Origin of the sequence: Streptomyces sp. NPDC004629, assembly GCF_042873595.1 — a bacterium.
Lineage (GTDB): Bacteria > Actinomycetota > Actinomycetes > Streptomycetales > Streptomycetaceae > Streptomyces.
The window spans coordinates 40,208-65,816 of record NZ_JBIALO010000043.1; the positions used below are offsets into that span (position 1 = coordinate 40,208).

21 protein-coding genes are annotated in these 25,609 nt (G+C 72.1%); 7 read left to right on the forward strand and 14 right to left on the reverse strand.

Going from position 1 to position 25,609, the window contains the following annotated elements:
• Positions 1–41: 41 nt before the first annotated feature.
• The 3 genes from ACFYTE_RS38480 to pdhA (ACFYTE_RS38490) are packed head-to-tail and all read right to left on the reverse strand — an operon-like array spanning position 42 to position 3,650.
• Positions 42–1,436 (reverse strand): dihydrolipoamide acetyltransferase family protein, encoded by a 1,395-nt coding sequence (locus ACFYTE_RS38480; RefSeq protein ID WP_388721073.1) that lies wholly within the window; start codon positions 1,434–1,436, stop codon positions 42–44.
• Positions 1,437–1,446: 10 nt separating this feature from the next.
• Positions 1,447–2,427 carry an alpha-ketoacid dehydrogenase subunit beta gene (locus ACFYTE_RS38485; RefSeq protein ID WP_388721132.1) on the reverse strand — a complete coding sequence of 327 codons (981 nt, stop codon included), beginning with the start codon at positions 2,425–2,427 and terminating at the stop codon, positions 1,447–1,449.
• Between the two features lie 17 nt (positions 2,428–2,444).
• Entirely contained in the window at positions 2,445–3,650 is a 1,206-nt protein-coding gene (gene pdhA / locus ACFYTE_RS38490; RefSeq protein ID WP_388721076.1) for a pyruvate dehydrogenase (acetyl-transferring) E1 component subunit alpha, read from the reverse strand.
• 545 nt (positions 3,651–4,195) lie between these two features.
• On the opposite strand from pdhA (ACFYTE_RS38490), the gene ACFYTE_RS38495 reads away from it, so the two are divergent.
• On the forward strand, positions 4,196–5,212 hold the full coding sequence (locus tag ACFYTE_RS38495; RefSeq protein ID WP_388721079.1) for a phosphotransferase: 1,017 nt from the start codon (positions 4,196–4,198) through the stop codon (positions 5,210–5,212).
• 212 nt (positions 5,213–5,424) lie between these two features.
• Here ACFYTE_RS38495 and ACFYTE_RS38500 read toward each other — a convergent pair whose 3' ends face one another.
• Positions 5,425–6,996, reverse strand: a complete 1,572-nt coding sequence (locus ACFYTE_RS38500) for a protein kinase (protein ID WP_388721082.1) — start codon at positions 6,994–6,996, stop codon at positions 5,425–5,427.
• 328 nt (positions 6,997–7,324) lie between these two features.
• Here ACFYTE_RS38500 and ACFYTE_RS38505 point away from each other — a divergent pair, with 328 nt between their 5' ends.
• A complete protein-coding gene (locus ACFYTE_RS38505) occupies positions 7,325–8,971 on the forward strand; it encodes a protein kinase (RefSeq protein WP_388721085.1) in 1,647 nt (548 codons plus the stop codon).
• A 62-nt stretch (positions 8,972–9,033) separates the two neighbouring features.
• On the opposite strand, the gene ACFYTE_RS38510 is transcribed toward ACFYTE_RS38505, so the two are convergent.
• Positions 9,034–9,570: a bacterial proteasome activator family protein gene (locus ACFYTE_RS38510; protein WP_388721088.1), complete on the reverse strand. Its 537-nt coding sequence runs from the start codon at positions 9,568–9,570 to the stop codon at positions 9,034–9,036.
• Between the two features lie 133 nt (positions 9,571–9,703).
• Here ACFYTE_RS38510 and ACFYTE_RS38515 point away from each other — a divergent pair, with 133 nt between their 5' ends.
• Entirely contained in the window at positions 9,704–10,300 is a 597-nt protein-coding gene (locus ACFYTE_RS38515) for a hypothetical protein (RefSeq protein ID WP_388721091.1), read from the forward strand.
• Positions 10,301–10,570: 270 nt separating this feature from the next.
• Here the strand turns inward: ACFYTE_RS38515 and ACFYTE_RS38520 are convergent, their stop codons facing one another.
• Positions 10,571–11,554 (reverse strand): NAD(P)H-quinone oxidoreductase, encoded by a 984-nt coding sequence (locus tag ACFYTE_RS38520; protein ID WP_388721094.1) that lies wholly within the window; start codon positions 11,552–11,554, stop codon positions 10,571–10,573.
• Positions 11,555–11,706: 152 nt separating this feature from the next.
• Between ACFYTE_RS38520 and ACFYTE_RS38525 the strand changes: the two genes are divergently transcribed.
• Both ACFYTE_RS38525 and ACFYTE_RS38530 read left to right on the forward strand, forming a co-directional pair.
• Positions 11,707–12,723, forward strand: a complete 1,017-nt coding sequence (locus tag ACFYTE_RS38525) for an ATP-binding cassette domain-containing protein (protein WP_388721097.1) — start codon at positions 11,707–11,709, stop codon at positions 12,721–12,723.
• Positions 12,720–13,568 carry an ABC transporter permease gene (locus ACFYTE_RS38530; protein ID WP_388721100.1) on the forward strand — a complete coding sequence of 283 codons (849 nt, stop codon included), beginning with the start codon at positions 12,720–12,722 and terminating at the stop codon, positions 13,566–13,568. The genes ACFYTE_RS38525 and ACFYTE_RS38530 overlap by 4 nt, the downstream gene beginning before the upstream one ends.
• Positions 13,569–13,591: 23 nt before the next feature.
• Here the strand turns inward: ACFYTE_RS38530 and ACFYTE_RS38535 are convergent, their stop codons facing one another.
• The 6 genes from ACFYTE_RS38535 to pdhA (ACFYTE_RS38560) form a co-directional block, all read right to left on the reverse strand.
• Complete coding sequence (locus ACFYTE_RS38535; RefSeq protein WP_388721103.1) at positions 13,592–14,698, reverse strand: potassium channel family protein; 1,107 nt, start codon at positions 14,696–14,698, stop codon at positions 13,592–13,594.
• Positions 14,686–16,050 (reverse strand): molybdopterin molybdotransferase MoeA, encoded by a 1,365-nt coding sequence (locus ACFYTE_RS38540; protein WP_388721106.1) that lies wholly within the window; start codon positions 16,048–16,050, stop codon positions 14,686–14,688. Before ACFYTE_RS38540 ends, ACFYTE_RS38535 begins: the two co-directional genes overlap by 13 nt.
• Positions 16,047–16,967, reverse strand: coding sequence for an NTP transferase domain-containing protein (locus ACFYTE_RS38545; RefSeq protein ID WP_388721109.1), 921 nt, complete (start codon positions 16,965–16,967; stop codon positions 16,047–16,049). The genes ACFYTE_RS38540 and ACFYTE_RS38545 overlap by 4 nt, the downstream gene beginning before the upstream one ends.
• Positions 16,968–17,066: 99 nt before the next feature.
• A complete protein-coding gene (locus tag ACFYTE_RS38550) occupies positions 17,067–18,737 on the reverse strand; it encodes a dihydrolipoamide acetyltransferase family protein (RefSeq protein ID WP_388721112.1) in 1,671 nt (556 codons plus the stop codon).
• A complete protein-coding gene (locus tag ACFYTE_RS38555) occupies positions 18,737–19,741 on the reverse strand; it encodes an alpha-ketoacid dehydrogenase subunit beta (RefSeq protein ID WP_388721114.1) in 1,005 nt (334 codons plus the stop codon). Before ACFYTE_RS38555 ends, ACFYTE_RS38550 begins: the two co-directional genes overlap by 1 nt.
• Positions 19,738–20,874, reverse strand: coding sequence for a pyruvate dehydrogenase (acetyl-transferring) E1 component subunit alpha (gene pdhA / locus ACFYTE_RS38560; protein WP_388721117.1), 1,137 nt, complete (start codon positions 20,872–20,874; stop codon positions 19,738–19,740). Before pdhA (ACFYTE_RS38560) ends, ACFYTE_RS38555 begins: the two co-directional genes overlap by 4 nt.
• A gap of 175 nt (positions 20,875–21,049) precedes the next feature.
• Between pdhA (ACFYTE_RS38560) and ACFYTE_RS38565 the strand changes: the two genes are divergently transcribed.
• Positions 21,050–21,553, forward strand: a complete 504-nt coding sequence (locus ACFYTE_RS38565) for an Lrp/AsnC family transcriptional regulator (protein ID WP_388721120.1) — start codon at positions 21,050–21,052, stop codon at positions 21,551–21,553.
• A gap of 2 nt (positions 21,554–21,555) precedes the next feature.
• Here ACFYTE_RS38565 and ACFYTE_RS38570 read toward each other — a convergent pair whose 3' ends face one another.
• Both ACFYTE_RS38570 and ACFYTE_RS38575 read right to left on the reverse strand, forming a co-directional pair.
• The gene (locus ACFYTE_RS38570) at positions 21,556–22,143 is read right to left on the reverse strand and encodes a TetR/AcrR family transcriptional regulator (protein ID WP_388721123.1); all 588 of its coding nucleotides are present in this window, start codon (positions 22,141–22,143) and stop codon (positions 21,556–21,558) included.
• Positions 22,140–23,657: a 3-hydroxyacyl-CoA dehydrogenase gene (locus ACFYTE_RS38575; RefSeq protein ID WP_388721126.1), complete on the reverse strand. Its 1,518-nt coding sequence runs from the start codon at positions 23,655–23,657 to the stop codon at positions 22,140–22,142. The genes ACFYTE_RS38570 and ACFYTE_RS38575 overlap by 4 nt, the downstream gene beginning before the upstream one ends.
• A 160-nt stretch (positions 23,658–23,817) precedes the next feature.
• Here ACFYTE_RS38575 and paaN point away from each other — a divergent pair, with 160 nt between their 5' ends.
• Positions 23,818–25,518 carry a phenylacetic acid degradation protein PaaN gene (gene paaN, locus ACFYTE_RS38580; protein WP_388721128.1) on the forward strand — a complete coding sequence of 567 codons (1,701 nt, stop codon included), beginning with the start codon at positions 23,818–23,820 and terminating at the stop codon, positions 25,516–25,518.
• Positions 25,519–25,609 lie beyond the last annotated feature (91 nt).

Below are 25,609 nucleotides of genomic sequence, written 5' to 3' on the forward strand. Positions count from 1 at the left end.
CGGCGGGCCCTGTCGTCCGGAACCGGTCGGGCGCTCTTGTGTCACGCCCAGGTGATCAGGCGCTTCGGCTGTTCCAGGACGGCCGCCACGTCGGCGAGCACCTTGGAGCCCAACTCGCCGTCCACCAGGCGGTGGTCGAAGCTCAGCGCCAGGGTGGTGACCTGCCGCGGCTTCACCTTGCCCTTGTGGACCCACGGCTGGAGCTTGATCGCGCCGACCGCGAGGATCGCGGACTCGCCGGGGTTGAGGATCGGCGTGCCGGTGTCGACGCCGAAGACACCGACGTTGGTGATCGTCACCGTCCCGCCCTGCATCGCCGCCGGGCTGGTCCGTCCCTCGCGCGCCGTCGACACCAAGTCACTCAGCTCCTGCGCCAGTTGCGGAAGCGTCTTGAGGTGCGCGTCCTTGATGTTCGGGACGATCAGGCCGCGCGGAGTCGCCGCCGCGATGCCCAGGTTCACATAGTGCTTGAGGACGATCTCCTGGGCCGCCTCGTCCCACGAGGCGTTGATGTCCGGGTGGCGCTTGACGGCGACCAGCAGGGCCTTGGCGATCAGCAGCAGCGGGGAGACCCGCAGCCCCTGCATCTCCTTGTCCTGCTTCAGCTCCTCCACCAGCTTCATCGTGCGCGTCACGTCGACCGTCACGAACTCCGTGACATGCGGTGCCGTGAACGCCGAGCCGACCATGGCCTGCGCGGTCGCCTTGCGCACGCCCTTGACCGGGACGCGGGTCTCGCGCGCGCCGTCGTAGGTCACGACCCGAGCCGGGGCGGCGGGGGCCGGGAGCGGGGCCGCGGCCTCGGGCCCAGGCGCCGTGGCGGTCACCGCCGCGTGCACGTCCTCGCGGGTGATGACGCCGTCCGGGCCCGACGGGGTCACCGTCGCCAGGTCGACGCCGAGGTCCTTCGCCAGCTTGCGCACCGGGGGCTTGGCCAGCGGCCGCGGCGCCGCGGGCACGCCGCCGCGGCCGTTCAGCTCGGGCTGGACCGCCCGGGCGGCCTCGGGGGCGGCGGTCTCGGGGGCCTTGCGCGGGCGGCGTCTGGTCGCGGAGGTCGCGACGCCGTACCCGACGAGCACCGGCTGGCGGGCCGGTGCCTCAGGCTCCGCCGCGGGCGCCTCGGGCCGCTCGGGCTCGGACTCCTGCGGCGCGGCGGGCACGGGCACGGAGGCACCGCCGGCCACGTCCACCGCGATGATCACGGTGCCCACGTCGACCGTGGTGCCCTCGGGGAAGTGCAGCTCACGGACCACGCCGTCGTAGGGGATGGGGAGTTCCACGGCCGCCTTGGCGGTCTCGACCTCGCACACCACCTGGCCGTCGGTCACCGTGTCGCCCGGCTGGACGTACCACTTGAGGATCTCGGCCTCGGTGAGCCCCTCGCCCACGTCGGGCATCTTGAACTCGCGTACGGACGCGTCCGTCATCGTCGTCACGACCCTCTCCTCAGTACGCCAGGGCACGGTCGACGGCGTCGAGCACCCGGTCCAGGTCCGGCAGGTACTCCTCCTCCAGGCGCGCCGGCGGATACGGGGTGTGATAGCCGCCCACCCGCAGGACCGGGGCCTCCAGGTGGTAGAAGCAGCGCTCCGTGATCCGGGCGGCGATCTCCGCGCCGGAGCCGAAGAACACCGGCGCCTCGTGGACGACGACCAGGCGGCGGGTTCTCTCGACCGACGCCTGGATCGAGTCGAAGTCCAGCGGGGACACCGAGCGCAGATCGAGGACTTCCAGGGACCTGCCCTCCTCGGCCGCCGCGCCGGCGACTTCCTGACAGAGCTTCACCATCGGGCCGTACGCGGCGAGGGTCAGATCGGTGCCCGCCCGCACCACGCGCGCCTTGTGCAGCGGGTCCGGGATCGCCTCGGTGTTGACCTCCGCCTTGTCCCAGTAGCGCCGCTTGGGCTCGAAGTAGATCACCGGGTCGTCGCTCTGGATGGCCTGCTGCATCATCCAGTAGGCGTCCGAGGCGTTGGACGGGGAGACGATCTTCAGCCCCGCCACGTGCGCGAACAGGGCCTCGGGGGATTCGGAGTGGTGCTCGACCGCGCCGATGCCACCGCCGTAGGGGATGCGGACGACGACGGGGAGCTTGACCTTGCCCAGCGAGCGCGCGTGCATCTTCGCGAGCTGGGTGACGATCTGGTCGTACGCCGGGAAGACGAAGCCGTCGAACTGGATCTCCACCACCGGGCGGTAGCCGCGCAGGGCCAGCCCGATCGCCGTACCGACGATGCCCGACTCGGCGAGCGGGGTGTCGATGACGCGGCTCTCGCCGAAGTCCTTCTGCAAGCCGTCGGTGACCCGGAAGACGCCGCCGAGCTTGCCGACGTCCTCGCCCATGACGAGGACCTTGGGGTCCGCCTCCAGGGCGCGGCGCAGCGACTCGTTGATCGCCTTGGCCAGAGGCATGTTCTTGGTGGCCATGGTCTCCGCTGCCATGATCAGACCCCCTCTGCGTCCGCGAACGACGCCTGGTAGGCGGCGAACTGGGCTCGCTCCTCGTCGACGAGCGCATGCCCGTCCGCGTACACGTTCTCGAAGATGGCGAAGGTGTCCGGGTCCGGCATGGCGCGGACCACTTCGCGCACTCGTCTGCCCAACGCTTCGCTCTCCGCCTCAAGTTCCGCGAAGAATCCCTCGTCCGCGTGGTTTGAGGCCTCCAGATAGCGGCGAAGGCGCAGGATCGGGTCCTTCGCCTCCCAGGCGGCGCGCTCGTCGTCGTGCCGGTAACGGGTGGGGTCGTCGGAGGTGGTGTGGGCGCCCATCCGGTAGGTGTACGCCTCGACCAGCGTCGGGCCCTCGCCGTTGCGGGCGCGGTCCAGCGCCCAGCGGGTGACGGCGAGGCAGGCCAGCACGTCGTTGCCGTCCACCCGGACACCCGGGAAGCCGTAGCCCTGCGCACGCTGGTAGAGCGGGACGCGGGTCTGCTTCTCGGTCGGCTCGGAGATCGCCCACTGGTTGTTCTGGCAGAAGAACACGACCGGTGCGTTGTAGACCGCGGAGAAGGTGAACGACTCGGCCACGTCGCCCTGGCTGGAGGCGCCGTCGCCGAAGTAGGCGATCACCGCGCTGTCCGCGCCGTCCTTGGCGATGCCCATCGCGTAGCCGGTGGCGTGCAGGGTCTGGGAACCGATGACGATCGTGTAGAGGTGGAAGTTGTTGCTGTTGGGGTCCCAGCCGCCGTGGTTGACGCCGCGGAACATGCCGAGCAGGTTGGTCGGGTCGACGCCCCGGCACCAGGCGACGCCGTGCTCGCGGTAGGTCGGGAAGACGTAGTCGTCCGGCCGGGTGGCCCGGCCGGAGCCGATCTGGGCGGCCTCCTGGCCCAGCAGCGACGCCCACAGACCCAGTTCGCCCTGGCGCTGCAGGGCGGTGGCCTCGGCGTCGAAGCGGCGGGTGAGCACCATGTCGCGGTACAGCCCGCGCAGCTCGTCGGGGGTGATGTCGGCCACGTACTGGGCGTACTGGGCGTGTTGCGCGTTCTTCGCGTTCTTCGCGATCCTGACACGCTTGCCCTCCGGGGTGAGCAACTGAACCAGCTCCGGTTCGGTGCCCCTCGTCGCGCCGGTGCTGGCGTTGCTGGTGGTGCCGGCCTTGCCTGCGGCGCTGCGTCGCGGCTTGCGCGCGGCACTGCTGTCCACGGTCACGTGTGCTCCTCCGTCGGTCCGGCTCCCGGGGTTGCCGGGTAACCAGTGCGGCTCACCGATTCCAGACCACCGGGCACGGGGTGGGTGCCGCTCGGCCGGGAACTGGCGGGACAGGTGCCCCGGCGAGCGCCCTGCAAGGTCACGTTACCCAGTGCACCACATTTCTGTGAAACCCCTCCTGACCTGCGTTTTTGCTTGGATTTCCAAGTAAATCGGCGCGGACCGGAAGGTCGCTGGTCACAGCCTTGCAGGAGGCCGGAGCAACGGCACGTTATCCCGGCCGACCAGGCCACGGGAAGACTCCGTGGGTGACACCGCCCGCGTTCACGGAGACGGAGAAGGACGAGAAAGGGACGGGAAAGGGACGGGAAAAGGGGCGACATCGAGGTGGCCGGCGGGGCACCTCGTCGTTTCGATCACTTACCGCGATCGAAAGCGACTGTCTGTGACAAGCCCCAGCTCACTGGCCCTTTCCGTGCCCTAGCATCTGGCGCGTGCCGCGCTCTTGTGTACCACCTCTTGCACCACCTCTTGCACCATCTCTCGTGCCCAACGTGCCCCCGCTGGGCGCCCTGCTGCGCCTGTACGCCGCCGGTTCCGCCGTCACCTGCGAGCCCGTCGACCAAGGCCTACTCAACCGCGGCTACCGCCTGCTCACCACCCGTGGCCGCTACTTCCTCAAGCACCACTTCGACCCCGACACCGCCGACCCGGCCGCGATCGAACGCCGGCACCGGGCCACCCAGCGCCTCGCCGACCTCGGCGTGCCGGTGGCCCCGCCGCTGACCCACCGCGAGGGCCGTACGGTCGCCGTCGTCGGCGGCCACGCCTACGCCCTGCATCCCTGGATCGACGGCAGACACCGGCACGGCGGCCAGCTCACGCCGGGTCAGTGCGGCCGGCTCGGGGCGCTGCTCGGGGCCGTGCACGCCTGCCTGGAGCGGGTGATGCCACCCAAGGCGGGGACCCGCCCCGCCACGAGCCCCCATCCGGTGGAGAGCGCCGACCCCACCGACACCTTCGCCGTCATCGACGACCTGCTCGCCCACGTGCGCCGGCACCGGCCGTGCGACACCTTCGACGCACTGGCCAGACGCCGCCTCCTGGAGCGGCGTGCGCTCCTCGAACAGCACGCCGACCGGCGTCCCCCGCGCGGCGGCTCGGTGGGCTGGGTGCACGGCGACTTCCACCCGTTCAACCTGCTCTACAAAGGAGACGCGCCTGCCGCGATCGTCGACTGGGACCGGCTCGGCGTGCAGCCCCGCGCCGAGGAGGCGGTCCGCGCCGCGGCGATCTTCTTCGTCCGGCCGGCGGGCGCCCTCGACCTGCCGAAGGTGCGTGCCTACGCGCGCGCGTACCGGCGCGCGGCCAGGGCGACGCCTTCGCAGTTCGCCGCCGCCGTGCACCGCGTGTGGTGGGAGCGGCTCAACGACTTCTGGATGCTGCGCTGGCACTACGAGCGCGGCGACACCCGTGCGGACCCCCAGTTCCCGGCCGCCTCGGCGCTCGCGGTGTGGTGGACGCGGGAGTACGACGCGGTGCGCGACGCCTTCATGGAATAACCAGCATGACCAGCATAACCAGCATGACCGGAATGCCCGGCATGACGGATGCGCGAAGTCCCCCGGGCGCGGACGCTGCGAACATCACAGGCATCACAGACCCCTCAGAGACCACGGGCACCGCACACGCCGTGCGCGCAGGGACCGTCACGCGCGCGCGGGGCGTCGTTGTGCTGTCACGCGCGCGGGGATGCCGCTTCGGACGCCGTCCTTCAAAGGCCCTCGCCCGTGTCGCCCGTGCTGCCCTGGTCCGTGCTGCCCGGGTCGGGCTGCGTGTCCGACGGCTCCGGCTGCGACGAGGTCCCCGGGTTCGACGGCTCCTGGCTGGTCTGCGGGTTCGAGGGCGACGGGCTCTGCTCGCGGCTCTCGGTCGCGGACGGGGTGAACGAGGGCTGGGGCGGTGGAACGTAGTCCGAGTTGTCGCCCGAGTCCGAGGAGTCGCCCGTGGCCGTGTCGGTCGACGTGTCGGTCGTCTCGTCGGTCGGGCTCTCGTCGGCCGTCTCGTTCTTGGTGGTCTGCGAGGTGGTCGGCGACTCGGTGGTGTCCGAACCGCCCCCGCCGCCGCCCGTGTTGTTCAGCGCGAGCGCCACGCCGGCGGCGATGGCGATCACCGCGAGCACGGCCAGGATCCACAGCTTGCCCCGGCCGCTGCCCTTGTTGCCGTGCCCCTCGAAGCCGCCGTCGTCGCCGCCTCCGTACCCGGAGGGCAGGATCGGCTGCGGGATCTGTGTGGTGCCGGCGCCGTACTCGCCGGGGTGCTGCATCGCCGTCGTGCCCGCGAAGCCGCCCGCCGGGGTGTGCCGGCCCTCGTGCAGCTCCACCGGGCCGGTGTTCCAGGTGCCCGTGTGGCTGCCCTGCTCGTACAGCATCTGCAGGCCGTACTGCACCAGGCCGCGCATCTCCTCGGCCGTCTGGAAGCGGTCGTCCGGTTCCTTGGCCAGCGAACGCATCACCAGGCCGTCCAGCTCCGGCGGCGAGGCGTCGGACACCTCGGACGGGGGCGTCGGGATGTCCTGGACGTGCTGGTAGACCACGGAGAGCGGGGTCTCGCCGACGAAGGGGGGCCGCAGGGCGAGGAGTTCGTACAGCAGGCAGCCGGTCGCGTACAGGTCGGAGCGGTGGTCGACCGCCTTGCCGAGCGCCTGTTCCGGCGACAGGTACTGCGGGGTGCCCATGACCATGCCGGTCTGGGTCATCGTCGTCGACGCGCCGTGCAGGGCGCGGGCGATGCCGAAGTCCATCACCTTGACGGCGCCGTTGTGGGTGATGATCACGTTGGCCGGCTTGATGTCGCGGTGCACGATGCCGTGCTGGTGCGAGTAGGCCAGCGCCTCCAGGACCCCGGAGACGATGATCAGGGCCTGCTCGGGGCCGGGCGCCTCGGCGTTGATCAGCAGATCGCGGATGGTGCGGCCCTCGACCAGCTCCATGACGATGTACGGCACGGACTGGCCGCCCACGACGTCCTCGCCGGAGTCGTACACGGCGACGATGGCGTGGTGGTTGAGGCCGGCCACCGACTGGGCCTCGCGCGTGAAGCGGGCCTTGGAGACCGGGTCCTCGGCCAGGTCGGAACGGAGCAGCTTGACCGCGACGGTGCGTCCCAGACGCACGTCCTCGGCGGCGAAGACCTCGGCCATGCCGCCCCGGCCGAGTCTGCGGGTCAGCCGGTACCGGCCGTCGCCGACGAGCCCTCCGTTGCCCCACATCTCCGGCGTGTCTGACATGCCGCCGCCAGTCGCCTCGGGGTCGGACGGGCCCTGGGCGCTGTGCGTCTGTGCCATCGGTCCTCGCCGTCGTTTCTGCCCGCGGTGCGCGCGGTGTTGTCACGGTCTCCGTCGGCCACGCTACAGCCTCCGCGCAAGCCCCCGGTCCGGCACCGGTACCGTGGCCGGTCCGAGACGGACCGGCCATGAAACCCGCTACCCACGCCGTCGTGCAAATTCTGTGCACCGGTCGTACAGCGGCTGTAACGCTTCCGCGACGCTTCTTTCGCGTACGGTCACGGAACGGGCACCGAGCTTGACGTGTCAGTGCCCTCGGGCAGACTTGGGCGGGAATGAGACATTCGATCAACGGGGCGCCTGACGGCCTACTGGGGGACGCGGAAACATGAGCCAGGACGGCGCACAGGGCCGGTACGCGGGGAGGGCTCTCGCGGGCGGCCGCTACCAGCTGCGCGACTTGCTCGGCGAGGGCGGCATGGCCTCGGTGCACCTGGCGTACGATGCCGTGCTGGACCGCCAGGTCGCGATCAAGACACTGCACACCGAACTGGGCCGGGAACAGGCATTCCGCGAGCGCTTCCGCCGCGAGGCGCAGGCCGTGGCGAAGCTCACGCACACCAACATCGTCTCGGTCTTCGACACCGGCGAGGACGATCTGGACTCCATGACCACGCCGTACATCGTCATGGAGTACATCGAGGGGCGCCCGCTGGGCTCGGTCCTGGAGGAGGACATCCGGCAGCAGGGCGCGATGCCCGCCGACAAGGCGCTGAAGATCACCGCGGACGTGCTGGCGGCCCTGGAGATCAGCCACGAGATGGGGCTGGTCCACCGCGACATCAAGCCGGGCAACGTGATGATGACCAAGCGCGGCGTCGTCAAGGTGATGGACTTCGGCATCGCCCGCGCCATGCAGTCCGGTGTCACGTCCATGACACAGACCGGCATGGTGGTCGGCACCCCGCAGTACCTCTCGCCCGAGCAGGCGCTGGGCCGGGGCGTGGACGCCCGCTCGGACCTGTACTCGGTCGGCATCATGCTGTTCCAACTGGTCACCGGGCGCCTGCCGTTCGACGCGGACTCGCCGCTGGCGATCGCGTACGCGCATGTGCAGGAGGAGCCGCCGATACCCTCCGCGATCAACCGCGCGCTGCCGCCCGCGGTGGACGCACTGGTCTCCCGCGCGCTGAAGAAGAACCCGAACGAGCGTTTCCCGACCGCCGAGTCGATGCGCGACGAGTGCCTGCGGGTCGCCGCGTCCTTCCAGGCGGCCCCGCCGAGCATCGTCCCCGGCGCCCCGGCGCAGAGCGGCGCGGGCGTCGGCTCCGCGGTGTTCCCGCCGGTCGACCGGACCACCCCGGCGCCCACCGGCCCGGTGCAGACGCCGTACCAACCGGCCCCGGGCCCGAACCCGTACGGCACGCCGGCGCCCTCCCCGGCGTACGGCTACCCGCAGCAGAGCGGCTACCAGACGCCGGCCCCGGTCGGGTACGCCCAGCAGGCCCCCTCGACCCCACCGCCGTACAACCTGACGCCCCCGTCCTCGCCCCGGTCGCCGGGCTCGGGCGGCGGCAAGGGGAACAGACCGGTGATCATCGGCTCGATCGTGGTGTCCCTCGTCGCGGTCGTCGCGCTGGTCGTGGCGCTCACCCTGAACAACGGCGGCACAAGCGACGACGACGCCAAGGGCGGCGGCAGCGCCGGCGCCTCGGTCTCGGCGTCCCGCGCGGAGGGCTACCGCGGCCCGGACCCGTCGAAGACGATCGAGACGTCCGAGTGCACGGAGCCGCGTGAGTCGTACGACGACCCGGACAAGATCCGCGTGCCCAGCTTCAAGTTCAAGTACATCAAGTCGGTCAAGGCATGCTTCCAGGCCGCGGGCTGGGAGATGAAGGTGGTCGACGTCGACGAGAACACCTACGGCGACGGCACGATCATGGACCAGTTCCCCGCCGCCGACACGGACGTCGACCCGAAGGACATGCCCACGATCCAGCTCAAGGTCTCCACGGGCAATCCGGCCACCGGCTGAGCCGCGCGGCATGACGTCGAGGGCCCGGCGGCACACCGCCGGGCCCTTCGTGGTCAGGTGATCTACAGGTACGGCCCGCCCGCGCGGCCACCCGGTTGCTTGTCGTCGCCCTCGTGACCCACGCCCGGCGGCAGCGCACGGCGCATCTGCTCCAGCTGGGCACGGGCGGCCATCTGCTGGGCGAACAGCGTCGTCTGGATCCCGTGGAAGAGACCCTCCAGCCAGCCCACCAGCTGCGCCTGCGCGATGCGCAACTCCGCGTCACTGGGCGTCGCGCCGTCGGTGAAGGGCAGGGAGAGCCGCTCCAGCTCCTCGACCAGCTCCGGGGCGAGACCGTCCTCCAGCTCCTTCACCGAGCTGCGGTGGATCTCCTTGAGCCGGGCGCGGCTCGCCTCGTCCAGCGGAGCGGCGCGCACCTCCTCCAGGAGCTGCTTGATCATGCTTCCGATCCGCATGACCTTGGCGGGCTGCTCCACCTGCTCCGTCACCGGGATCTCGCGGGAGTCGTCGTCTCCTCCGCCGCCGAGCGCCATGCCGTCCTGGCCCACGACCAGGATCTGGGGGTTCTCGGGCGACCTTTCGTTCCTCGGCATCTCCATGCCGCCATTGTCGCGCACGCCCGCACCTCACCACGGTGGCGCCCCCCAGTGCGCCCGATCCGGCGTTTAGACCTGTCGGCGGAGTCCGGAATGCCAGAAGTATGAGCACATGTGAGGCTGGGTTGCGTCGATCTTGGCGACCGGGCTCCGGGAGGTCACCGACGTGACTCCATGGCTGCGTTCCACACTCCGTCTCGTACGGCTGCTGCTCGTGCTGGCGGCGGTCCTCGTGCCGTGCGGCACGGCCACCGCGTACGCCCCCGAGGCCACGCCCCCGGACACCCCCGGTCCCTCGGCCTCCGCCGAACCGTCCCGGGCCGGCAGCCGGCCGGCCGAGGGCCGGCCACGGCCGGGGCGGCACGACGGTCCCGCGGCGCGCACCGAAGGCATGGACGGCATGGACGACAGGGACGACGCGGAGCGCGAGGCGGACAGGGAGCACGGCGAGGACGACGGCCACGACGGGACCTCGCCGGACTCCGGCCGGCGGGGGCACCACCACGACGGCCATGACGGTCACGACGACGCCTACGACGACGCGGCCCCCACCGCCTCCGAGTCCACCCAGCAGGCCGGCCTCGCCCCCTCCGCGACCCCGCCGACCGCGGACGCCGCCGGTGGCCGGGCGACCGAGCCCACGCTGCGGCTCCTGCCGCTGGGCAGCGGCCTGGTCCTCATCGGCCTGGGCCTCGCCCTCGCTTTCGTGGGCCTACGCCTGCGACGCGGCTGACCGAAGACAAGCCCCTGCGGGGGGCTTGGCCCGTCCTTCGAGTGCGGCAGCGCCGTGGCTGATCGCGCAGTTCCCCGCGCCCCTAGTCAGGGGCACCCGCCGTCTCTCCTGTGCGGCAGCGCCGTGCATCGCGCCGTTCCCCGCGAGCCCCTGCGGGGAGCTTGGCCCGTCCTTCGAGTGCGGCAGCGCTGTGGCTGTTCGCGCCGTTCCCCGCGTCCCCCTCGGGGGCAGCCTCGTCGGTCAGGGGCGGCAGTGTCGTGGCTGGTGGTGTTACGGGGTGATCAGGAGGACCTTTCCGATGTGGCCGCTCGCCTCCACCACCCGGTGGGCCTCGGCCGCCTCCGGCATCGGCAGCTCGCGGTCGACGACCGGGCGTACCCGGCCCGCGGCGAACAGCGGCCACACATGCTCGCGTACGGCCGCCACGACGGCCGCCTTCTCGGCGAGCGGCCGGGCGCGCAGCGAGGTCGCGCTGATCGCGGCCCGCTTGGTCAGCAGCGCGCCGAGGTTCAGCTCCCCCTTGGCACCGCCCTGCAGGCCGATCACGGCGAGCCGCCCGTTGACGGCGAGCGCCCGGACGTTGCGGTCCAGGTACTTGGCGCCCATGTTGTCGAGGATGACGTCCGCGCCCGCGCCACCCGTGGCCTGATCGATTTCGGCGACGAAGTCCTGCTCCCGGTAGTTGATCAGGATGTCCGCGCCCAACTCGGCGCAGCGCTCCAGCTTCTCCTTGCTGCCCGCGGTGACGGCGACCTTCGCACCGGCCGCCTTGGCCAGCTGGATCGCCATCGTGCCGATGCCGCTGGACCCGCCGTGCACGAGCAGCGTCTCGCCCGGGCGCAGATGGGCGATCATGAAGACGTTGGACCAGACCGTGCACACCACCTCGGGCAGCGCGGCGGCCTGCCTGAGGTCGATGCCCTCGGGGACCGGCAGCAGCTGTCCCGCGGGGACGACGACCCGCTGCGCGTAGCCGCCGCCCGCCAGCAGCGCGCACACCTCGTCGCCGACGGCCCAGCCGGAGACCCCGGGCCCGAGGGCGGCGATCCGGCCGGAGCACTCCAGGCCGGGGTAGGGGGAGGCGCCCGGCGGCGGGTTGTAGAAGCCCTGCCGTTGCAGGATGTCGGCGCGGTTGACGGCACCGGCCACCACCTCGACCAGTACTTCGCCCTCGCCGGGCGGCGCCGGATCCGGCACCTCGTGCCACACCAGCGCCTCGGGTCCACCAGGTTCGGGAATCGTGATCGCATGCATGCCCCGGACGCTACTCCTCGGCCGTGGGCGCGGTCTTGGACGCAGGGTGTGCGGGGCCCGGGAAAAATTCGGTGGGCCCGGCGATGAGTTCTTGCGAAGGTAAAGGTCTTCCCATACGTACCCCAAGACCGCAGCAGCGGAAGGACCGACGTATGAGCACACAGACGTCCGGCCTCGCGATCGAAACGGCCGGCCTGGTGAAGAGGTTCGGCGAGACGCGGGCCGTCGACGGAGTCGACCTCGCCGTACCGGCCGGCACGGTCTACGGCGTCCTCGGCCCGAACGGCGCGGGCAAGACGACCACCGTGAAGATGCTCGCCACGCTGCTGCGCCCCGACGCCGGGGAGGCGCACGTCTTCGGGCGTGACGTGGTGCGCGAGGCCGACGAGGTGCGGGCCCGGGTGAGCCTGACCGGGCAGTACGCCTCCGTGGACGAAGACCTCACCGGCACCGAGAACCTGGTGCTGCTCGGCCGCCTCCTCGGGCACGGCAAGAAGGCCGCGCGGCAGCGCGCCGAGCGGCTGCTGGAGGCCTTCGGCCTGACGGACGCGGCCGGCAAGCAGGTCAAGCACTACTCGGGCGGCATGCGGCGCCGCATCGACATCGCCGCCTCCATCCTCAACACCCCCGACCTGCTCTTCCTCGACGAGCCCACGACGGGTCTCGACCCGCGCAGCCGCAACCAGGTGTGGGAGATCGTGCGGGCGGTGGTAGCGCAGGGCACGACCGTGCTGCTGACCACCCAGTATCTGGACGAGGCCGACCAGTTGGCGTCCCGGATCGCCGTGATCGACCGGGGCCGGGTGATCGCCGAGGGCACGAAGGGCGAGCTGAAGGCGTCCGTCGGGACCGGCTCCGTCCATCTGCGGCTGCGCGATCCGGGACAGCGGTCGACGGCCGCGGAGGTGCTGCGGCGCACCCTGGACGCCCAGGTGCAGCCGGAGCCCGACCCGGTGGCGCTGACCGCCCGGCTGAACACGGAGACGAGCGGTACGGCGGCCGAGCAGGCCGCCCGGGCCCTGGGCGAACTCGCCCGCACCGGCATCACCGTCGACACCTTCGCGCTGGGGCAGCCCAGCCTGGACGAGGTGTTCCTCGCCCTGACCGGACACGACACGCACGAACCGGCCACGGGCCACCAGCCGACGAAGGACGAGGTGACGGCATGAGCACCGCGACGACCACCGACAGCAAGGAACTCGCCCCGGTCAGCGCAGAGTCGCTGGCCTCGCTGCTGGTCGCCGAGCGCCGTCCGCCGCGGCCCAGCGCCCTGTCGGCGTCGATGACCTTCGGCTGGCGCGCGATACTCAAGATCAAGCACGTGCCGGAGCAGCTTTTCGACGTGACCGCCTTCCCCATCATGAACCTGCTGATGTTCACCTACCTCTTCGGCGGTGCACTGGCCGGTTCGACGCGGGAGTACGTGCAGTTCCTGCTGCCGGGCATCATGGTGATGTCGGTCGTGATGATCACGATGTACACCGGTGTCTCGGTGAACACGGACATCGAGAAGGGCGTGTTCGACCGGTTCCGCACCCTGCCGGTGTGGCGGCCGGCCACCATGGTCGGCTATCTGCTCGGCGACGCCCTGCGCTACACGATCGCCTCGCTGGTGATGCTCACGGTCGGTCTGATCCTCGGCTACCGCCCGGACGGCGGGGCACCGGGCGTGATCGCCGGGATCGCGCTGCTGCTGGTCTTCTCGTTCGCGTTCTCGTGGATCTGGACGATGTTCGGGCTGATGCTGCGCACCGAGAAGTCGGTGATGGGCGTCAGCATGATGGTGATCTTCCCACTCACCTTCCTGTCCAACGTCTTCGTCGACCCGAAGACGATGCCGGGCTGGCTGCAGGCGTTCGTCAACAACAGCCCGGTCACCCATCTGTCCTCCGGGGTGCGGAAGTTGATGGCCGGTGACTGGCCGGCCGCCGAGATCGCCTGGACGCTGGGCTGGTCGGGTCTGTTCCTGCTGGTCTTCGGCCCGATCACGATGCGGCTGTACAACCGGCGTTAGGGACCGCCCGTCCGGCCTCCGGCTCAGGCGCGGGGCATCGGGCGGATGTCGGAAGTGATCTGCGCCGCCGGCGTCGCCCGCACGATCGTGATCAGACGATCGGTCAACTGGAGCGTGCCGACGGACGGATCGTCGTAGCCGAGCACCCGGTGCCCTCGTACGACGCTGACCACCAGGTCGTCCGTCTGCCGCGGGGTCTTGCCGACCTCGGCCTTGACCACCGGGCGCTCGATGAGGTCGAGTCCGCTGCCCTGCTGGATCAGGTCCTCCATGACCATGCCCGCGGCCGGGCTGAGCACGGACAGACCGAGCAGCCGGCCGGCCGCGCTGGCGCTGGTGATGACGGCGTCCGCGCCGGACTGCTTGATCAGCGGCGCGTTCTCCTCCTCGCGCACCGCGGCCACGATCTTCGCGCCACGGTTGAGCTGCCGGGCCGTCAGCGTGACGAGCACGGATGTGTCGTCGCGCTGCGGGGCGATGATGATCTGCCGGGCCTTGTGCACCTCGGCCCGCTTGAGCACATCGCTGCGCGTGGCGTCGCCGACGATCCCCGCGTACCCCTCGGCGGTCGCCGCGTCGATCACCTTGGAACTGGGGTCGACCACGACGACCTGCTCCTTCTTCAGGCCGGTCGCGCAGACGGTCTGGATCGCCGACCGCCCCTTCGTGCCGAAGCCGATGACGACGGTGTGGTCACGCAAGGTGGCCCTCCAGCGGTTCAGACGCCATTCCTCCCGGGTGCGTTCGGTCAGGACCTCCAGCGTGGTGCCCACCAGGATGATCAGGAACAGGACGCGCAGCGGTGTGATGACGAAGATATTGGTCAGCCGGGCGCCGTCGCTGACCGGGGTGACGTCACCGTAACCGGTGGTCGAGAGGGTGACCGTGGCGTAGTAGAAGGCGTCGAGGAGGTCGACGGAACCGTCCGAGTTGTCGGTGTAGCCGTCACGATCGGCATAGACGATCAGCGCGGTCACGACCAGGACCACCAAGGCCATGACCAGCCGCTTGACGACCTGGCGGATCGGGCGCTCGACCACCTTCCTCGGGAGTTTCACCCGATGGGTGACCAGGTGCTCGTCCGCCTGGCGGGCTATGGCGTCGTGGCCGGGAAGTTTCACGTGAAACACGCCCCGATCCCGGCGGACGCCCACGGCAGGTCGAGCAGCTCCGTCTCCTGGCCCTGCTGCGCCCCGCCCGGCGGCACGACCGCCAGCGCGTCGGCGGCGGCGATACCGCGCAGCATCGCGGGGCCGTTGTAGTGCAGCGGCACGGCACGGTCACCGCGCACCGCGACGGGGACCAGCCGGGTGTCGTGCGGATGCCCCTGCACCGTCTCCCGCAGGGGCATCGCATAGGGCTCGGGGGCGGGGTGGACGGCCAGGGTGCGCAGCAGGGGCTCGGCAAGCGTGAGCAGGCCGGAGACGGCCGCGAGCGGGTTTCCGGGGAGACCGACGACGTGCTGGTTCTCCTTGATGCGGGCCAGCAGCATGGGATGGCCGGGGCGCACCTTGACCCCGTCGACGAGGAGTTCGGCGCCGATCCGGTCCAGGGTCGGGTGGAGATGGTCGACCGGGCCGGCCGCGGTGCCGCCGGTGGTGACGACGAGATCCGCGTCGGACAGGGTGAGGGCCTTGCGCAGGGCGTCGGCGTCGTCCCCGAGCCGCCGCAGCGCGATGACCTCGGCGCCGAGCGCGCGCAGCCAGGGCGGCAGCATCGGGCCGAGCGCGTCACGGATCAGACCCTCGTGCGGCAGTCCCTTGGTCAGCAACTCGTCACCGAGGACGAACACTTCGACGCGGGGGCGGGGGACGACGGTGACCGCGTCGTATCCGGCGGCGGCCGCCAGGCCCAGGACCGCGGGAGTGACCAGGGTGCCGACGGGCAGCAACTGGTCGCCGGTGCGGCACTCCTGGCCGCGCGGCCGGATGTCCTGGCCATGGCCGACCTCGCGTGCGGCGTGCAGCCGCCCCTTGGGGTCCGTGCGGCCGTGCTCGGAGCGCAGGACCGCGGTGGTGTCGGCCGGGATGCGGGCGCCGGTCGCGATGCGCACGGCCTCGCCGTCCGTCAACGGCTCGGGCTGTGCCTGGCCGGCCAGGACTCCCTCGTCCCGGACCGACCAGGGGCCGGGCCCGGCGACCGCCCAGCCGTCCATCGCGGAGCTGTCGAAGGAGGGCAGGTCGGTGAGCGCGTCGAGAGGGGCGGCGAGGACCAGGCCGAGAGCGTCGGCGAGTGGCACGGAGACCGGGGCCCTGCGGGCGCCGGACCGGGCGGCGCGGGCGGCGATCTCCCGGGCGCGGGGCCAGGGGGTGGCCCGGTGCCCGTCCGCCGGTGCGGGCTCCTGGCCCGCGGGGGTGGAGCCGCGGTCGCCGCCGGGCTCTCCGAGTTGCCTGTGCTCCCTCACGAGGGCAAGCGCCTCCTCGACGTCGAGGTCGTCGGTGTCCTCGGCGGGCCCGTCGGCCCGGATGCCATGGGCGCTCATCCGGCGTCGGGGCCCGGATCGGGCCGGTCGGCGGGGCCCGCGTCCCCGGTCCCGGCGGCGTCGTTCTCTTCCTCCCAGCGCAGCGCCAGCGCGGCGGCCTTGCGGGCGGCGTCGGCGACCGCCTCGGGTCCGCCCTTGCCCTGTGCGGCGGCGTAGCCGACGAGGAAGGTGGTCAGCGGTGCGGCGGGGCGGGCCACCCCGTGGGCGGCGTCGCGGGCGAGGTCGAGCAGGGCGCCGGTGTCGACGTCCAGGTCGATGCCCAGCTCGTCCTTGACTGCAGAGATCCATTCATCCAACACGTGCCCATGCTCCCTGATCCGTGCTCTGGCCGTGGCGATGTCGTCCCAGGTGTCGCAGTCGAAGGACGCCAGCGGGTCCGGGACGCGGGTGAGGTCGAGTGCGCCGGTGAGCCGACGGAGCGGCAGCCCGGCGAGATCGCCGTGGGCATCGCCGAGCGCCGTCAGTTCGCGGCGCAGCGCAGCCGTGCCGTACGCGGCCACGAGCGGCTGGTCGCGGCCGTCCGCGTCGGTGAGCAGCGCGCCTTCGGCGCCGGTGGTACGCAGAGCCGTCAACAGCCCGCTCACCGTGGTGCTGTCGAGGAACGGCAGGTCGGCGGAGAGGACGACCGCATACTCCGCGTCGGTGTGCCGCAGCCCGGCGTCGAGCGCGGCGACCGGTCCGGCACCGGCGGGCTCCTCGCGCGCCCAGCACACCGGGCGCCCGGTGGGGCGGGGGTCGGCCACGACGACGGTCGTGCGGGCCGTGGCACAGGCGGCGAGCACCCGGTCGAGCAGGGGGCGCCCGCCGACCCGCAGGCCGGGTTTGTCGACGCCGCCGAGCCGCCGGGCGGCGCCGCCTGCCAGGACGACGGCGTCGTACGGCTCGGTCGTCCCGGCGGCGGGGGCGTTCTCGGTCACACCCCGAGTATGCGTGCCGAGCTGATCACAGGGAACCGACGGGGGTGGTCGTGATCTCCGGGGAGGGCCTACGCGGGCCCCTGGTGGCCGCCCGCCCGGTCACAGCGTCCGCAGCAGGACCACCGGTTGCTCGACGCAGTCCGCCACCCGGCGCAGGAAGCCGCCCGCGGTGCCGCCGTCGCAGACCCGGTGGTCGAAGGTGAGCGAGAGCTGGACGACCTGCCGCACCGCCAGCTCGCCCTGGTGCACCCAGGGCTTGGCGGCGATGCGGCCGACGCCGAGCATGGCCGCCTCGGGGTGGTTGATGATCGGTGTGGAGCCGTCGACGCCGAACACTCCGTAGTTGTTCAACGTAAAGGTGCCGCCGGTGAGTTCCCCGGGGGTCAGCGTGCCGGACCGGGCGGCCTCGGTCAGCCGGGCGAACTCCGCGGTCAGCCCCTCGGCGTCCCGCTCATGTGCGTCGCGTACGACGGGTACCACCAGTCCGCGCTCGGTCTGTGCAGCGAACCCGAGGTGGACGCGGTCGAGCCGGACGATCTCCCGGGCCTCGGTGTCGACGGTGGAGTTCAGCTCGGGGAACCGGGCCAGGGCGGCGGTGCAGATCCGGGCGAGGAGCGCGAGCAGGGAGACCTTCGGGCCGCCTGCCGCGTTGATCGCCGCCCGCGCGGTCAGGAGTTCGGTCGCGTCGGCGTCCACCCAGCAGGTGGCGTCCGGGATCTCCCGGCGGCTGCGGGAGAGCTTGTCGGCGACGGCGCCGCGGACCCCCTTGAGAGGGATGCGGACAGCCGTGGCGGCCGGTGCGGGAGCCGGTTCGGCCGCCGAGGGGAGCGGGCCGGCCGGTACGGCGGCCGATGTGACCGGTGCCCCGGCGGGTTCGGCGGGCGCGGCGGGTCCGGTGGTGGGCACGGCCGCGGCGCGGCCGCCGGCCGTCGCGGCGGCCCGGAGCGCCCGCTCGACGTCCGCGCGCAGGATCAGCCCGTCGGGTCCTGAGCCGGTCAGCTGCCGTAGATCCACGCCGCCCTCCCGGGCGAGCCTGCGGACAAGGGGGGAGATCACGGGCACGGGACCCTCGGCGGCCCGCGCGGTTCCGCGCGGGCGAGCCTCGGCCGGGCCGCCGCCCCCGGGAGCGGCGGCGGGCGCCACCGGACCGACTCCCGTGGCCCGACTCTGATCCCGGGCCGGGTCCTGGATCCGGGGTGGGGCCGACGTCGGATCCTGCGCCGGGGCCGCGGCCGGACCGTGCGCCTGGCCCGGACCGTGCGCCTGGCCCGGACCGTGCGCCGGGGCCTGAGCCGGGGTCGCGGCCGGACCGTGCGCCGGCGCCTGAGCGGACGAGCCGTTCGCCGCGGGCAGGTCCGTCCGGGCGCCCGCCGATCCGCGCGCCGCGTCATCGCGCGCCGCCGCGCCGCCCGCTGCGGTCCCGCCGGGCGTCGGCCGTACCCGGCGCCGGCGCGCCGGGGGCGCCCCCGTGCCATAGCCGACCAGCACGTTGCCCGAGCCCTCGGGCTCGCCGTCCGAGGATTCGGGGCCCACCGCGACCGTCAGCAGCGGTGCCCCCACGGGCAGTTCGGAACCCTCCTCGCCGAAGCGGGCCGTGACCACACCGCCGTACGGGCACGGCACCTCGACCATCGCCTTGGCCGTCTCGACCTCGACGACCGGCTGGTCGACGACGACCACATCGCCGACCGCGACCAGCCAGCGGACGATCTCCGCCTCGGTCAGCCCCTCCCCGAGGTCGGGGAGCTTGAACTCCAGCACCTGAGCCATCAACCCTCGGCCTCCCACTGCAACCGCGCCACCGCGTCCAGGATCCGGTCGACACCGGGCAGATGGTGCCGCTCCAGCATCGGCGGCGGATAGGGGATGTCGAACCCGGCCACGCGCAGCACCGGCGCCTCCAAGTGGTGGAAGCACCGCTCCGTGACGCGCGCCGCGATCTCCCCGCCTGGTCCGCCGTACCCGCCCGACTCGTGCACCACGACCGCGCGCCCGGTCCGCCGGACCGACGCGCAGACCGTCTCGTCGTCGAACGGCACCAGGGAGCGCAGGTCGACGACTTCGAGGTCCCAGCCCTCCGCCCCTGCCGCCTCGGCGGCCTCCAGGCAGACCGGCACGGACGGCCCGTACGTGATGAGCGTGGCACTGCGGCCCGGGCGCCGCACCACCGCGCGGCCGATCGGTTCGACGGCCGTCGGGTGCTCGGGGTCCCAGGTGTCCTTCGCCCAGTACAGCCGCTTGGGTTCGAGGAAGACGACCGGATCGTCGCAGGCGATGGCGGCGCGCAGCAGACCGTAGGCGTCGGCGACGGTCGCGGGCGTGACGACATGGAGCCCCGGAGTCCCCATGTAGTACGCCTCGGAGGAGTCGCTGTGGTGCTCGACACCGCCGATGCCGCCGCCGTAGGGGATGCGGACGGTGATCGGCAGGGGCATCGCACCGCGGGTGCGGTTGCGCATCCGGGCCACGTGGCTGACGAGCTGCTCGAACGCCGGGTAGGCGAACGCGTCGAACTGCATCTCCACGACCGGGCGCAGCCCGTACATCGCCATGCCGACGGCTGTGCCGAGGATGCCGGCCTCGGCCAGCGGGGTGTCGGTGCAGCGCTCCTCGCCGAACTCCCGGGCGAGCCCGTCGGTGACCCGGAAGACGCCGCCGAGCGTGCCGACGTCCTCGCCCATGACGTGCACCGCCGGGTCGGCGGTTAGCGCGTCGCGCAACGCGCGCGTGAGCGCCTGCGCCATGGTGGCGGGCTTGACGGCGACGGTGGTCATCGGTCACCGCCTTCCTGCCCGGCCGCAAGCTCTGCCCGCAGCATGGCCTGCTGCTCGCGCAGTTGCGGGGTGGGTTCGGCATAGACGTGCGCGAACAGGTCCATGGGGTCGAGTGCGGCGTCCCGGTTCATGCGGTCGCGCAGTTGCGCCGCCATCGCCTCGGCGTCCTCGCGGGCGGCCGTGACTCCGTCCTCGCCGAGCAGTCCGCGGCCGGTCAGCTCCCGTTCCAGCAGCAGCACGGGGTCGTGGTCCCGCCAGGCCTCGACATCGGCGTCGGTGCGGTAGCGGGTCGCGTCGTCGGCGTTGGTGTGGGCGTCCATGCGGTAGGTGACCGCCTCGACGAGGGTCGGGCCGCCGCCCTCGCGCGCGTGCCGTACGGCGTCGGCCAGGACCTCGTGCACGGCGGCGGCGTCGTTGCCGTCGACCAGTCGGCCCGGCATGCCGTAGCCGACGGCCTTGTGGGCCAGGGAGGGCGCGGCGGTCTGCTTGGCGAGCGGTACGGAGATGGCGAAGCCGTTGTTCTGGACCAGGAAGACGACCGGTGCCTGCCAGACGGCGGCGAAGTTCAGGGCCTCGTGGAAGTCGCCCTCGCTGGTGCCGCCGTCGCCGACCATGGCGAGCGCCACCACGTCGTCGCCCTTGAGGCGGGCGGCGTGGGCGAGGCCGACGGCGTGCGGGAGCTGGGTGGCGAGCGGGGTGCTCAGCGGGGCCACGCGGTGCTCGTACGGGTCGTAGCCGGTGTGCCAGTCGCCGCGCAGCAGGGTGAGTGCTTCGACGGGGTCGACACCGCGGGCGACGACGGCGAGGGTGTCGCGGTAGCTGGGGAAGAGCCAGTCACGGTCCTGGAGGACCAGCGCGGCGGCGACCTCGCAGGCCTCCTGGCCGGTGCTGGAGGGGTAGACCGCGAGCCGGCCCTGCTTGGTGAGGGCGGTGGCCTGGGTGTTGTAGCGACGGCCGCGCACCAACTGGGCGTACAGCCGCAGGAGCAGTTCGGGGTCGGCCTTCGTGGCCGCGTCGGTGCCGAGGACGCGATGGGGCTCGGCGTCGGGCAGCAGCGGCGCGGGGTCCGTACGGGGCTGCCAGGCGGGCGGCGGCGATGGCCGGTACGCGCCCCGCTGCTCCATGACCGTCATGACGGCACCTCCTGGTGGAAGCGGCTACGGGAGGCGTGTCGTCTGTGACCCGCCTCACCTACCGATTGTTCGGTCGTCGGCACATTTTGGCTACAGGGCCCTTCAGGCTGTGGACAAACGGTTCTCCACACCGTCAAATGAACGCACTACGTCCATGCTGGGGAGGCAGGAGGACATGGCACCTGAACAAATGGCCGAGGGCCCGGAGGCCGGTGCCGTACTGCCGCCGCCCCCGCGCCCGCTGGACGCCATTGATCAGGACATCCTCCAGATCCTCCAGTCGGACGGCCGCGCGTCCATACGGTCCGTCGCCGAGCGCGTCCACGTCTCCCGCGCCAATGCCTACGCCCGCATCAACCGTCTCGTCGAGGACGGCGTCATCCGCGGCTTCGGGGCCCGCGTCGACCACGAACGCGCGGGCCAGGGCACATCGGCGTACATCACCCTGAAGATCGTGCAGAACTCGTGGCGCACCGTGCGCGAGCAACTGCGGGAGCTGCCAGGTGCCTCCCACATCGCGCTGGTGGGCGGCGACTTCGACGTGCTGCTCCTGGTGCACACGCCGGACAACAGGGCCCTGCGCGAGCTGGTACTCACCCGGCTCCAGGCCATCCCGGAGGTGCTCAGCACGCGCACGCTGCTGGTGTTCGAGGAGGAGGACCTGGAGCCGAACGGCTGACGTCAGCCCCGGCGCAGCCCGGAGAACACCAGGCGCACCACCGCGTCGGCCACGTCACGCTCCGTGGTGCCTCGCCCGTCGGGCCGGTACCACTCCGCGATCGAGTTGATCATCCCGAAGACCAGCCGGGTCGCGAGCCGCACCTCCACGTCCTCGCGCACGTCCCCGTCGGCGGCGGCGTCCTTCAGCAGTTCGGCCACCCGGTGGTCGAAGTGGCGGCGCCGCTCCAGGGCCCAGCGCTCGGTGGCGGTGTTGCCGCGCACCCGCAGCAGCAGCGTCACATAGGGCAGCTCGGCTATGAGGACCCCGACCATGCGCCGCACGACGTACTCCAGGCGGTCCGCGGCCCGCCCCACGCGTGCGTGCTCCTCGTCCAGGATGCCGAAGAGCCCGTCCAGCGCCCGGCTGACGGCGCGGCGCAGCAGTTCCTCCTTGCCGGCGACATGGTGGTAGATGGACGACTTGGAGATGCCGGCCGCCTTGGACAGGTGCTCCATGGACGTGCCGTCGTAGCCGCGCTCGTTGAACACCTGGACGGCCACCGAGAGCAGTGTCTCGGGGGTGTACGTGTCGCGCCTGGCGGTGGTCATGAGGTGCTGCCCTCCCGCTTGTCGGTGGCGTACGCATGGCGGTAGAGCGCGAGGGACGGCGCGTAGCGGCCGGAGGGGTCGCGCAGGTGCAGGTCGTCCAGCAGGTCGTAGGCCCAGCTGCGGCCGAGCCTGCGGCTCCATTCGAAGGGGCCGAGGGGGTAGTTGACGCCCAGGCACATCGCGGTGTCGATGTCCTCCTCGGTGGCGACGCCCTTGGCCACGGCGTCGTGCGCCAGGTCGATGACCCGCGCCACCGTGCGGGCGACGATCATGCCCGGCACGTCACCGATGACGCTGACGTCCTTGCCGAGCGCCTGGAAGAGGCCGATGGCCTCGGCGAGGGTCTGCGGGGAGGTGTCCTTGGAGGCGGACAGCGCGATGCGGGTGGCCCTGCGGTAGTCGAGCGCGAGGTCGAAGTAGACGACGTCCCGGAACTCCACCGAGGTCTGCCCGTCGGCGAGGACCAGCTGACCGCCGCCGGGCAGCACCAGGCGGCTGCCGTGGTCCTCTTCCTCCTGGCGGACCGGGATGCCCGCCTCGCGGATCAGAGTGAGCAGGTCGGCCGCCGGTCCCAGGTCGCCCTCGGCGACGACGTAGGCGGGCGCCTGCCGCGGCTCGGCGGTGTGCGGCTCGGGACGCTCGGCGTCCTCGGCGTAGTCGTACCAGCCGTGCCCCGACTTGCGGCCGAGCCGACCGGACTCGACGAGCCGGCGCTGGGCCAGCGAGGGTGCGAAGCGCACGTCCTGGAAGAACGACCGCCACACAGAGTGCGTGACCGACTCGTTGACGTCCTGGCCGATGAGGTCGGTCAGTTCGAAGGCGCCCATCCGGAAGCCGCCGCACTCGCGCAGGACGGCATCGATGGTGGCGGGGTCGGCGGCCTGCGCCTCGTGGACCGCGAAGGCCTCGGCGTAGAAGGGCCTGGCTATCCGGTTCACGATGAAGCCCGGGGTGTCCGCGCAGGCCACCGGCGCCTTGCCCCAGGCGCGGGCGGTCTCGTACGCGCGCGTGGCCGAGGTGACGTCGGTGGCGAACCCGGAGACGACCTCGACCAGCGGCAGCAGCGGCGCGGGGTTGAAGAAGTGCAGACCGACGAGGCGCCCCGGGTTGCGCAGGGCGCCGGCGACGGCCGTCACCGACAGGGACGAGGTGTTGGTGGCGAGCAGGCAGTCGTCGGCGACGATGCCCTCCAGCTCGCGGAACAGGTCCTGCTTGACGTCCAGCCGCTCCAGCACGGCCTCCACGACCAGCGCGCAGTCGGCGAGCGGGGCGAGGTCATCGGCGGGCAGGAGGCGGGCGCGGGCCGCGTCCCGGTCGGCCCCGGTCAGCCGGTCCTTCGCCACGAGCCGGTCGAGGCGGGCGCCGATCGCCGCGGCCGCTTCCCCGGCCCGCCCGGGAACGGCGTCGTACAGCCGCACGGGGTGGCCCGCGACCAGCGCGACCTGGGCGATGCCCTGGCCCATGGTGCCGGTGCCGACGACGGCCACGGGGCTGCTGAGGTCGAGTGCTGTCATGTGCGCGATCCTCCCGCACGACGTTGTCCACAGATGCGGCGGACCCCCTTGTACCGACCGATCGTTCGGTTACTCTAACTCTGACCGAGCGTCCCTGCCCACGTTTCCGCACAGGTCATCAGCTCGACGACGAGTTCTTGAGACGAGGAGTTGGTCCCGCATGGCCGCCCAACCGACCGAGCACGCACTGATCGCCAAGCACCGGCCCACCCTCGACCAGGCGCTGGAGGCGATCCGCACGCGCGCGTACTGGTCCCCCCACCCCGAGCACCCCAAGGCGTACGGGCAAGACGGCAGCCTCGACGCCGCCGCGGGCAAGGCCGCCTTCGACGCCGTCCGCGGCACCCGCCTCGACCTCGGCCAGCCCGGCACCGACGACTGGGTCGGCGACGAAGTCTCGCCGTACGGCATCGAGTTGGGCGTGACCTACCCGCACCCCGACCTCGACACGCTGCTGCCCGCGATGAAGGCCGGTCAGCGTGCCTGGCGGGACGCGGGCCCAAAGACGCGGGCCGCCGTCTGTCTGGAGATCCTCCAGCGCATCAGCGACCGGACGCACGAGTTCGCGCACGCGGTGATGCACACCAGCGGCCAGGCGTTCATGATGGCCTTCCAGGCGGGCGGCCCGCACGCACAGGACCGCGGCCTGGAGGCGGTGGCGTACGCGTACGCGGAACAGGTCCGCACGCCCGGCACGGCACAGTGGACCAAGCCCCAGGGCAAGCGCGACCCGCTGGAGCTGACCAAGCAGTTCACCGCGGTCCCGCGCGGAATCGCCCTGGTCATCGGCTGCAACACCTTCCCCACCTGGAACGGCTACCCGGGTCTGTTCGCCTCCCTCGCCACCGGCAACGCGGTCCTGGTGAAGCCGCATCCGCGCGCGGTGCTGCCGCTCGCGCTCACCGTGCGGATCGCCCGCGACGTGCTGGCGGAGGCGGGCTTCGATGCGAACCTGGTGGCGCTGGCCGCCGAGCGGCCCGGCGAGGGCATCGCGAAGACCCTGGCCACCCGCCCGGAGATCAGGATCATCGACTACACGGGCTCCACCTCCTTCGGCGACTGGCTGGAGGCCAACGCCCGCCAGGCGCAGGTCTACACGGAGAAGGCGGGCGTCAACACGGTCATCGTGGAGTCGACCGACGCCTACAAGGGGATGCTGTCCAACCTGGCCTTCTCGCTGTCCCTGTACAGCGGCCAGATGTGCACCACCCCGCAGAACCTGCTCGTCCCCCGGGACGGCATCCGCACCGACGAGGGCCCCAAGACCTTCGACGAGGTGGTCGCCGACCTCGCCCGCGCGGTCGACGGCCTGCTCGGGGACGACGCGCGCGCGAACGGCCTGCTCGGCGCCCTCGTCAACCCGGACGTCAAGGCCCGCCTGGAGGCCGCCGCCGGCCTCGGCGAGGTCGCCCTGGCCGCACGCGAGATCACCAACCCGGACTTTCCGAACGCGGTCGTCCGCACACCGGTGATCGTCAAACTGGACGGCGCCAAGCCGGACGCCGAGGCCGCCTACATGAGTGAGTGCTTCGGGCCGGTCTCCTTCGCCGTCGCCGTCGACTCACCGGCCGACGCGGTCGAGCTGCTGCGCCGCACGATCCGCGAGAAGGGCGCGATGACCGTCGGCGCGTACACGACCGACCCGCGGGTCGAGGAAGCCGTCCAGGAGGTCTGCCTGGAGGAGTCCGCCCAGCTGTCCTTCAACCTCACCGGCGGGGTGTACGTCAACCAGACCGCCGCCTTCTCCGACTTCCACGGCTCGGGCGGCAACCCGGCGGCCAACGCGGCCCTGTGCGACGGCGCGTTCGTCGCGAACCGCTTCCGGGTCGTGGAGGTACGCCGGGAGGCCGGGGGCCACTAGATGAGTGAGTCCAAGGGGTGTGGTTGCGGTCAGTGATCGTAGGCGGTCAGTGACCGCTTGATCGGCTGTCCGGTTTTGTCGTTGTGCCAGA

Bases quoted from the DNA above. Each gene is read 5' to 3' on its own strand.
- ACFYTE_RS38485 (WP_388721132.1), bottom strand. From the start codon at position 2,427: ATGGCCACCAAGAACATGCCTCTGGCCAAGGCGATCAACGAGTCGCTG.
- ACFYTE_RS38500 (WP_388721082.1), bottom strand. From the start codon at position 6,996: ATGGCACAGACGCACAGCGCCCAGGGCCCGTCCGACCCCGAGGCGACT.
- ACFYTE_RS38505 (WP_388721085.1), top strand. From the start codon at position 7,325: ATGAGCCAGGACGGCGCACAGGGCCGGTACGCGGGGAGGGCTCTCGCG.
- ACFYTE_RS38510 (WP_388721088.1), bottom strand. From the start codon at position 9,570: ATGGAGATGCCGAGGAACGAAAGGTCGCCCGAGAACCCCCAGATCCTG.
- ACFYTE_RS38520 (WP_388721094.1), bottom strand. From the start codon at position 11,554: ATGCATGCGATCACGATTCCCGAACCTGGTGGACCCGAGGCGCTGGTG.
- ACFYTE_RS38525 (WP_388721097.1), top strand. From the start codon at position 11,707: ATGAGCACACAGACGTCCGGCCTCGCGATCGAAACGGCCGGCCTGGTG.
- ACFYTE_RS38530 (WP_388721100.1), top strand. From the start codon at position 12,720: ATGAGCACCGCGACGACCACCGACAGCAAGGAACTCGCCCCGGTCAGC.
- ACFYTE_RS38540 (WP_388721106.1), bottom strand. From the start codon at position 16,050: ATGAGCGCCCATGGCATCCGGGCCGACGGGCCCGCCGAGGACACCGAC.
- ACFYTE_RS38550 (WP_388721112.1), bottom strand. From the start codon at position 18,737: ATGGCTCAGGTGCTGGAGTTCAAGCTCCCCGACCTCGGGGAGGGGCTG.
- ACFYTE_RS38555 (WP_388721114.1), bottom strand. From the start codon at position 19,741: ATGACCACCGTCGCCGTCAAGCCCGCCACCATGGCGCAGGCGCTCACG.
- pdhA (WP_388721117.1), bottom strand. From the start codon at position 20,874: ATGACGGTCATGGAGCAGCGGGGCGCGTACCGGCCATCGCCGCCGCCC.
- ACFYTE_RS38565 (WP_388721120.1), top strand. From the start codon at position 21,050: ATGGCACCTGAACAAATGGCCGAGGGCCCGGAGGCCGGTGCCGTACTG.
- ACFYTE_RS38570 (WP_388721123.1), bottom strand. From the start codon at position 22,143: ATGACCACCGCCAGGCGCGACACGTACACCCCCGAGACACTGCTCTCG.
- ACFYTE_RS38575 (WP_388721126.1), bottom strand. From the start codon at position 23,657: ATGACAGCACTCGACCTCAGCAGCCCCGTGGCCGTCGTCGGCACCGGC.
- paaN (WP_388721128.1), top strand. From the start codon at position 23,818: ATGGCCGCCCAACCGACCGAGCACGCACTGATCGCCAAGCACCGGCCC.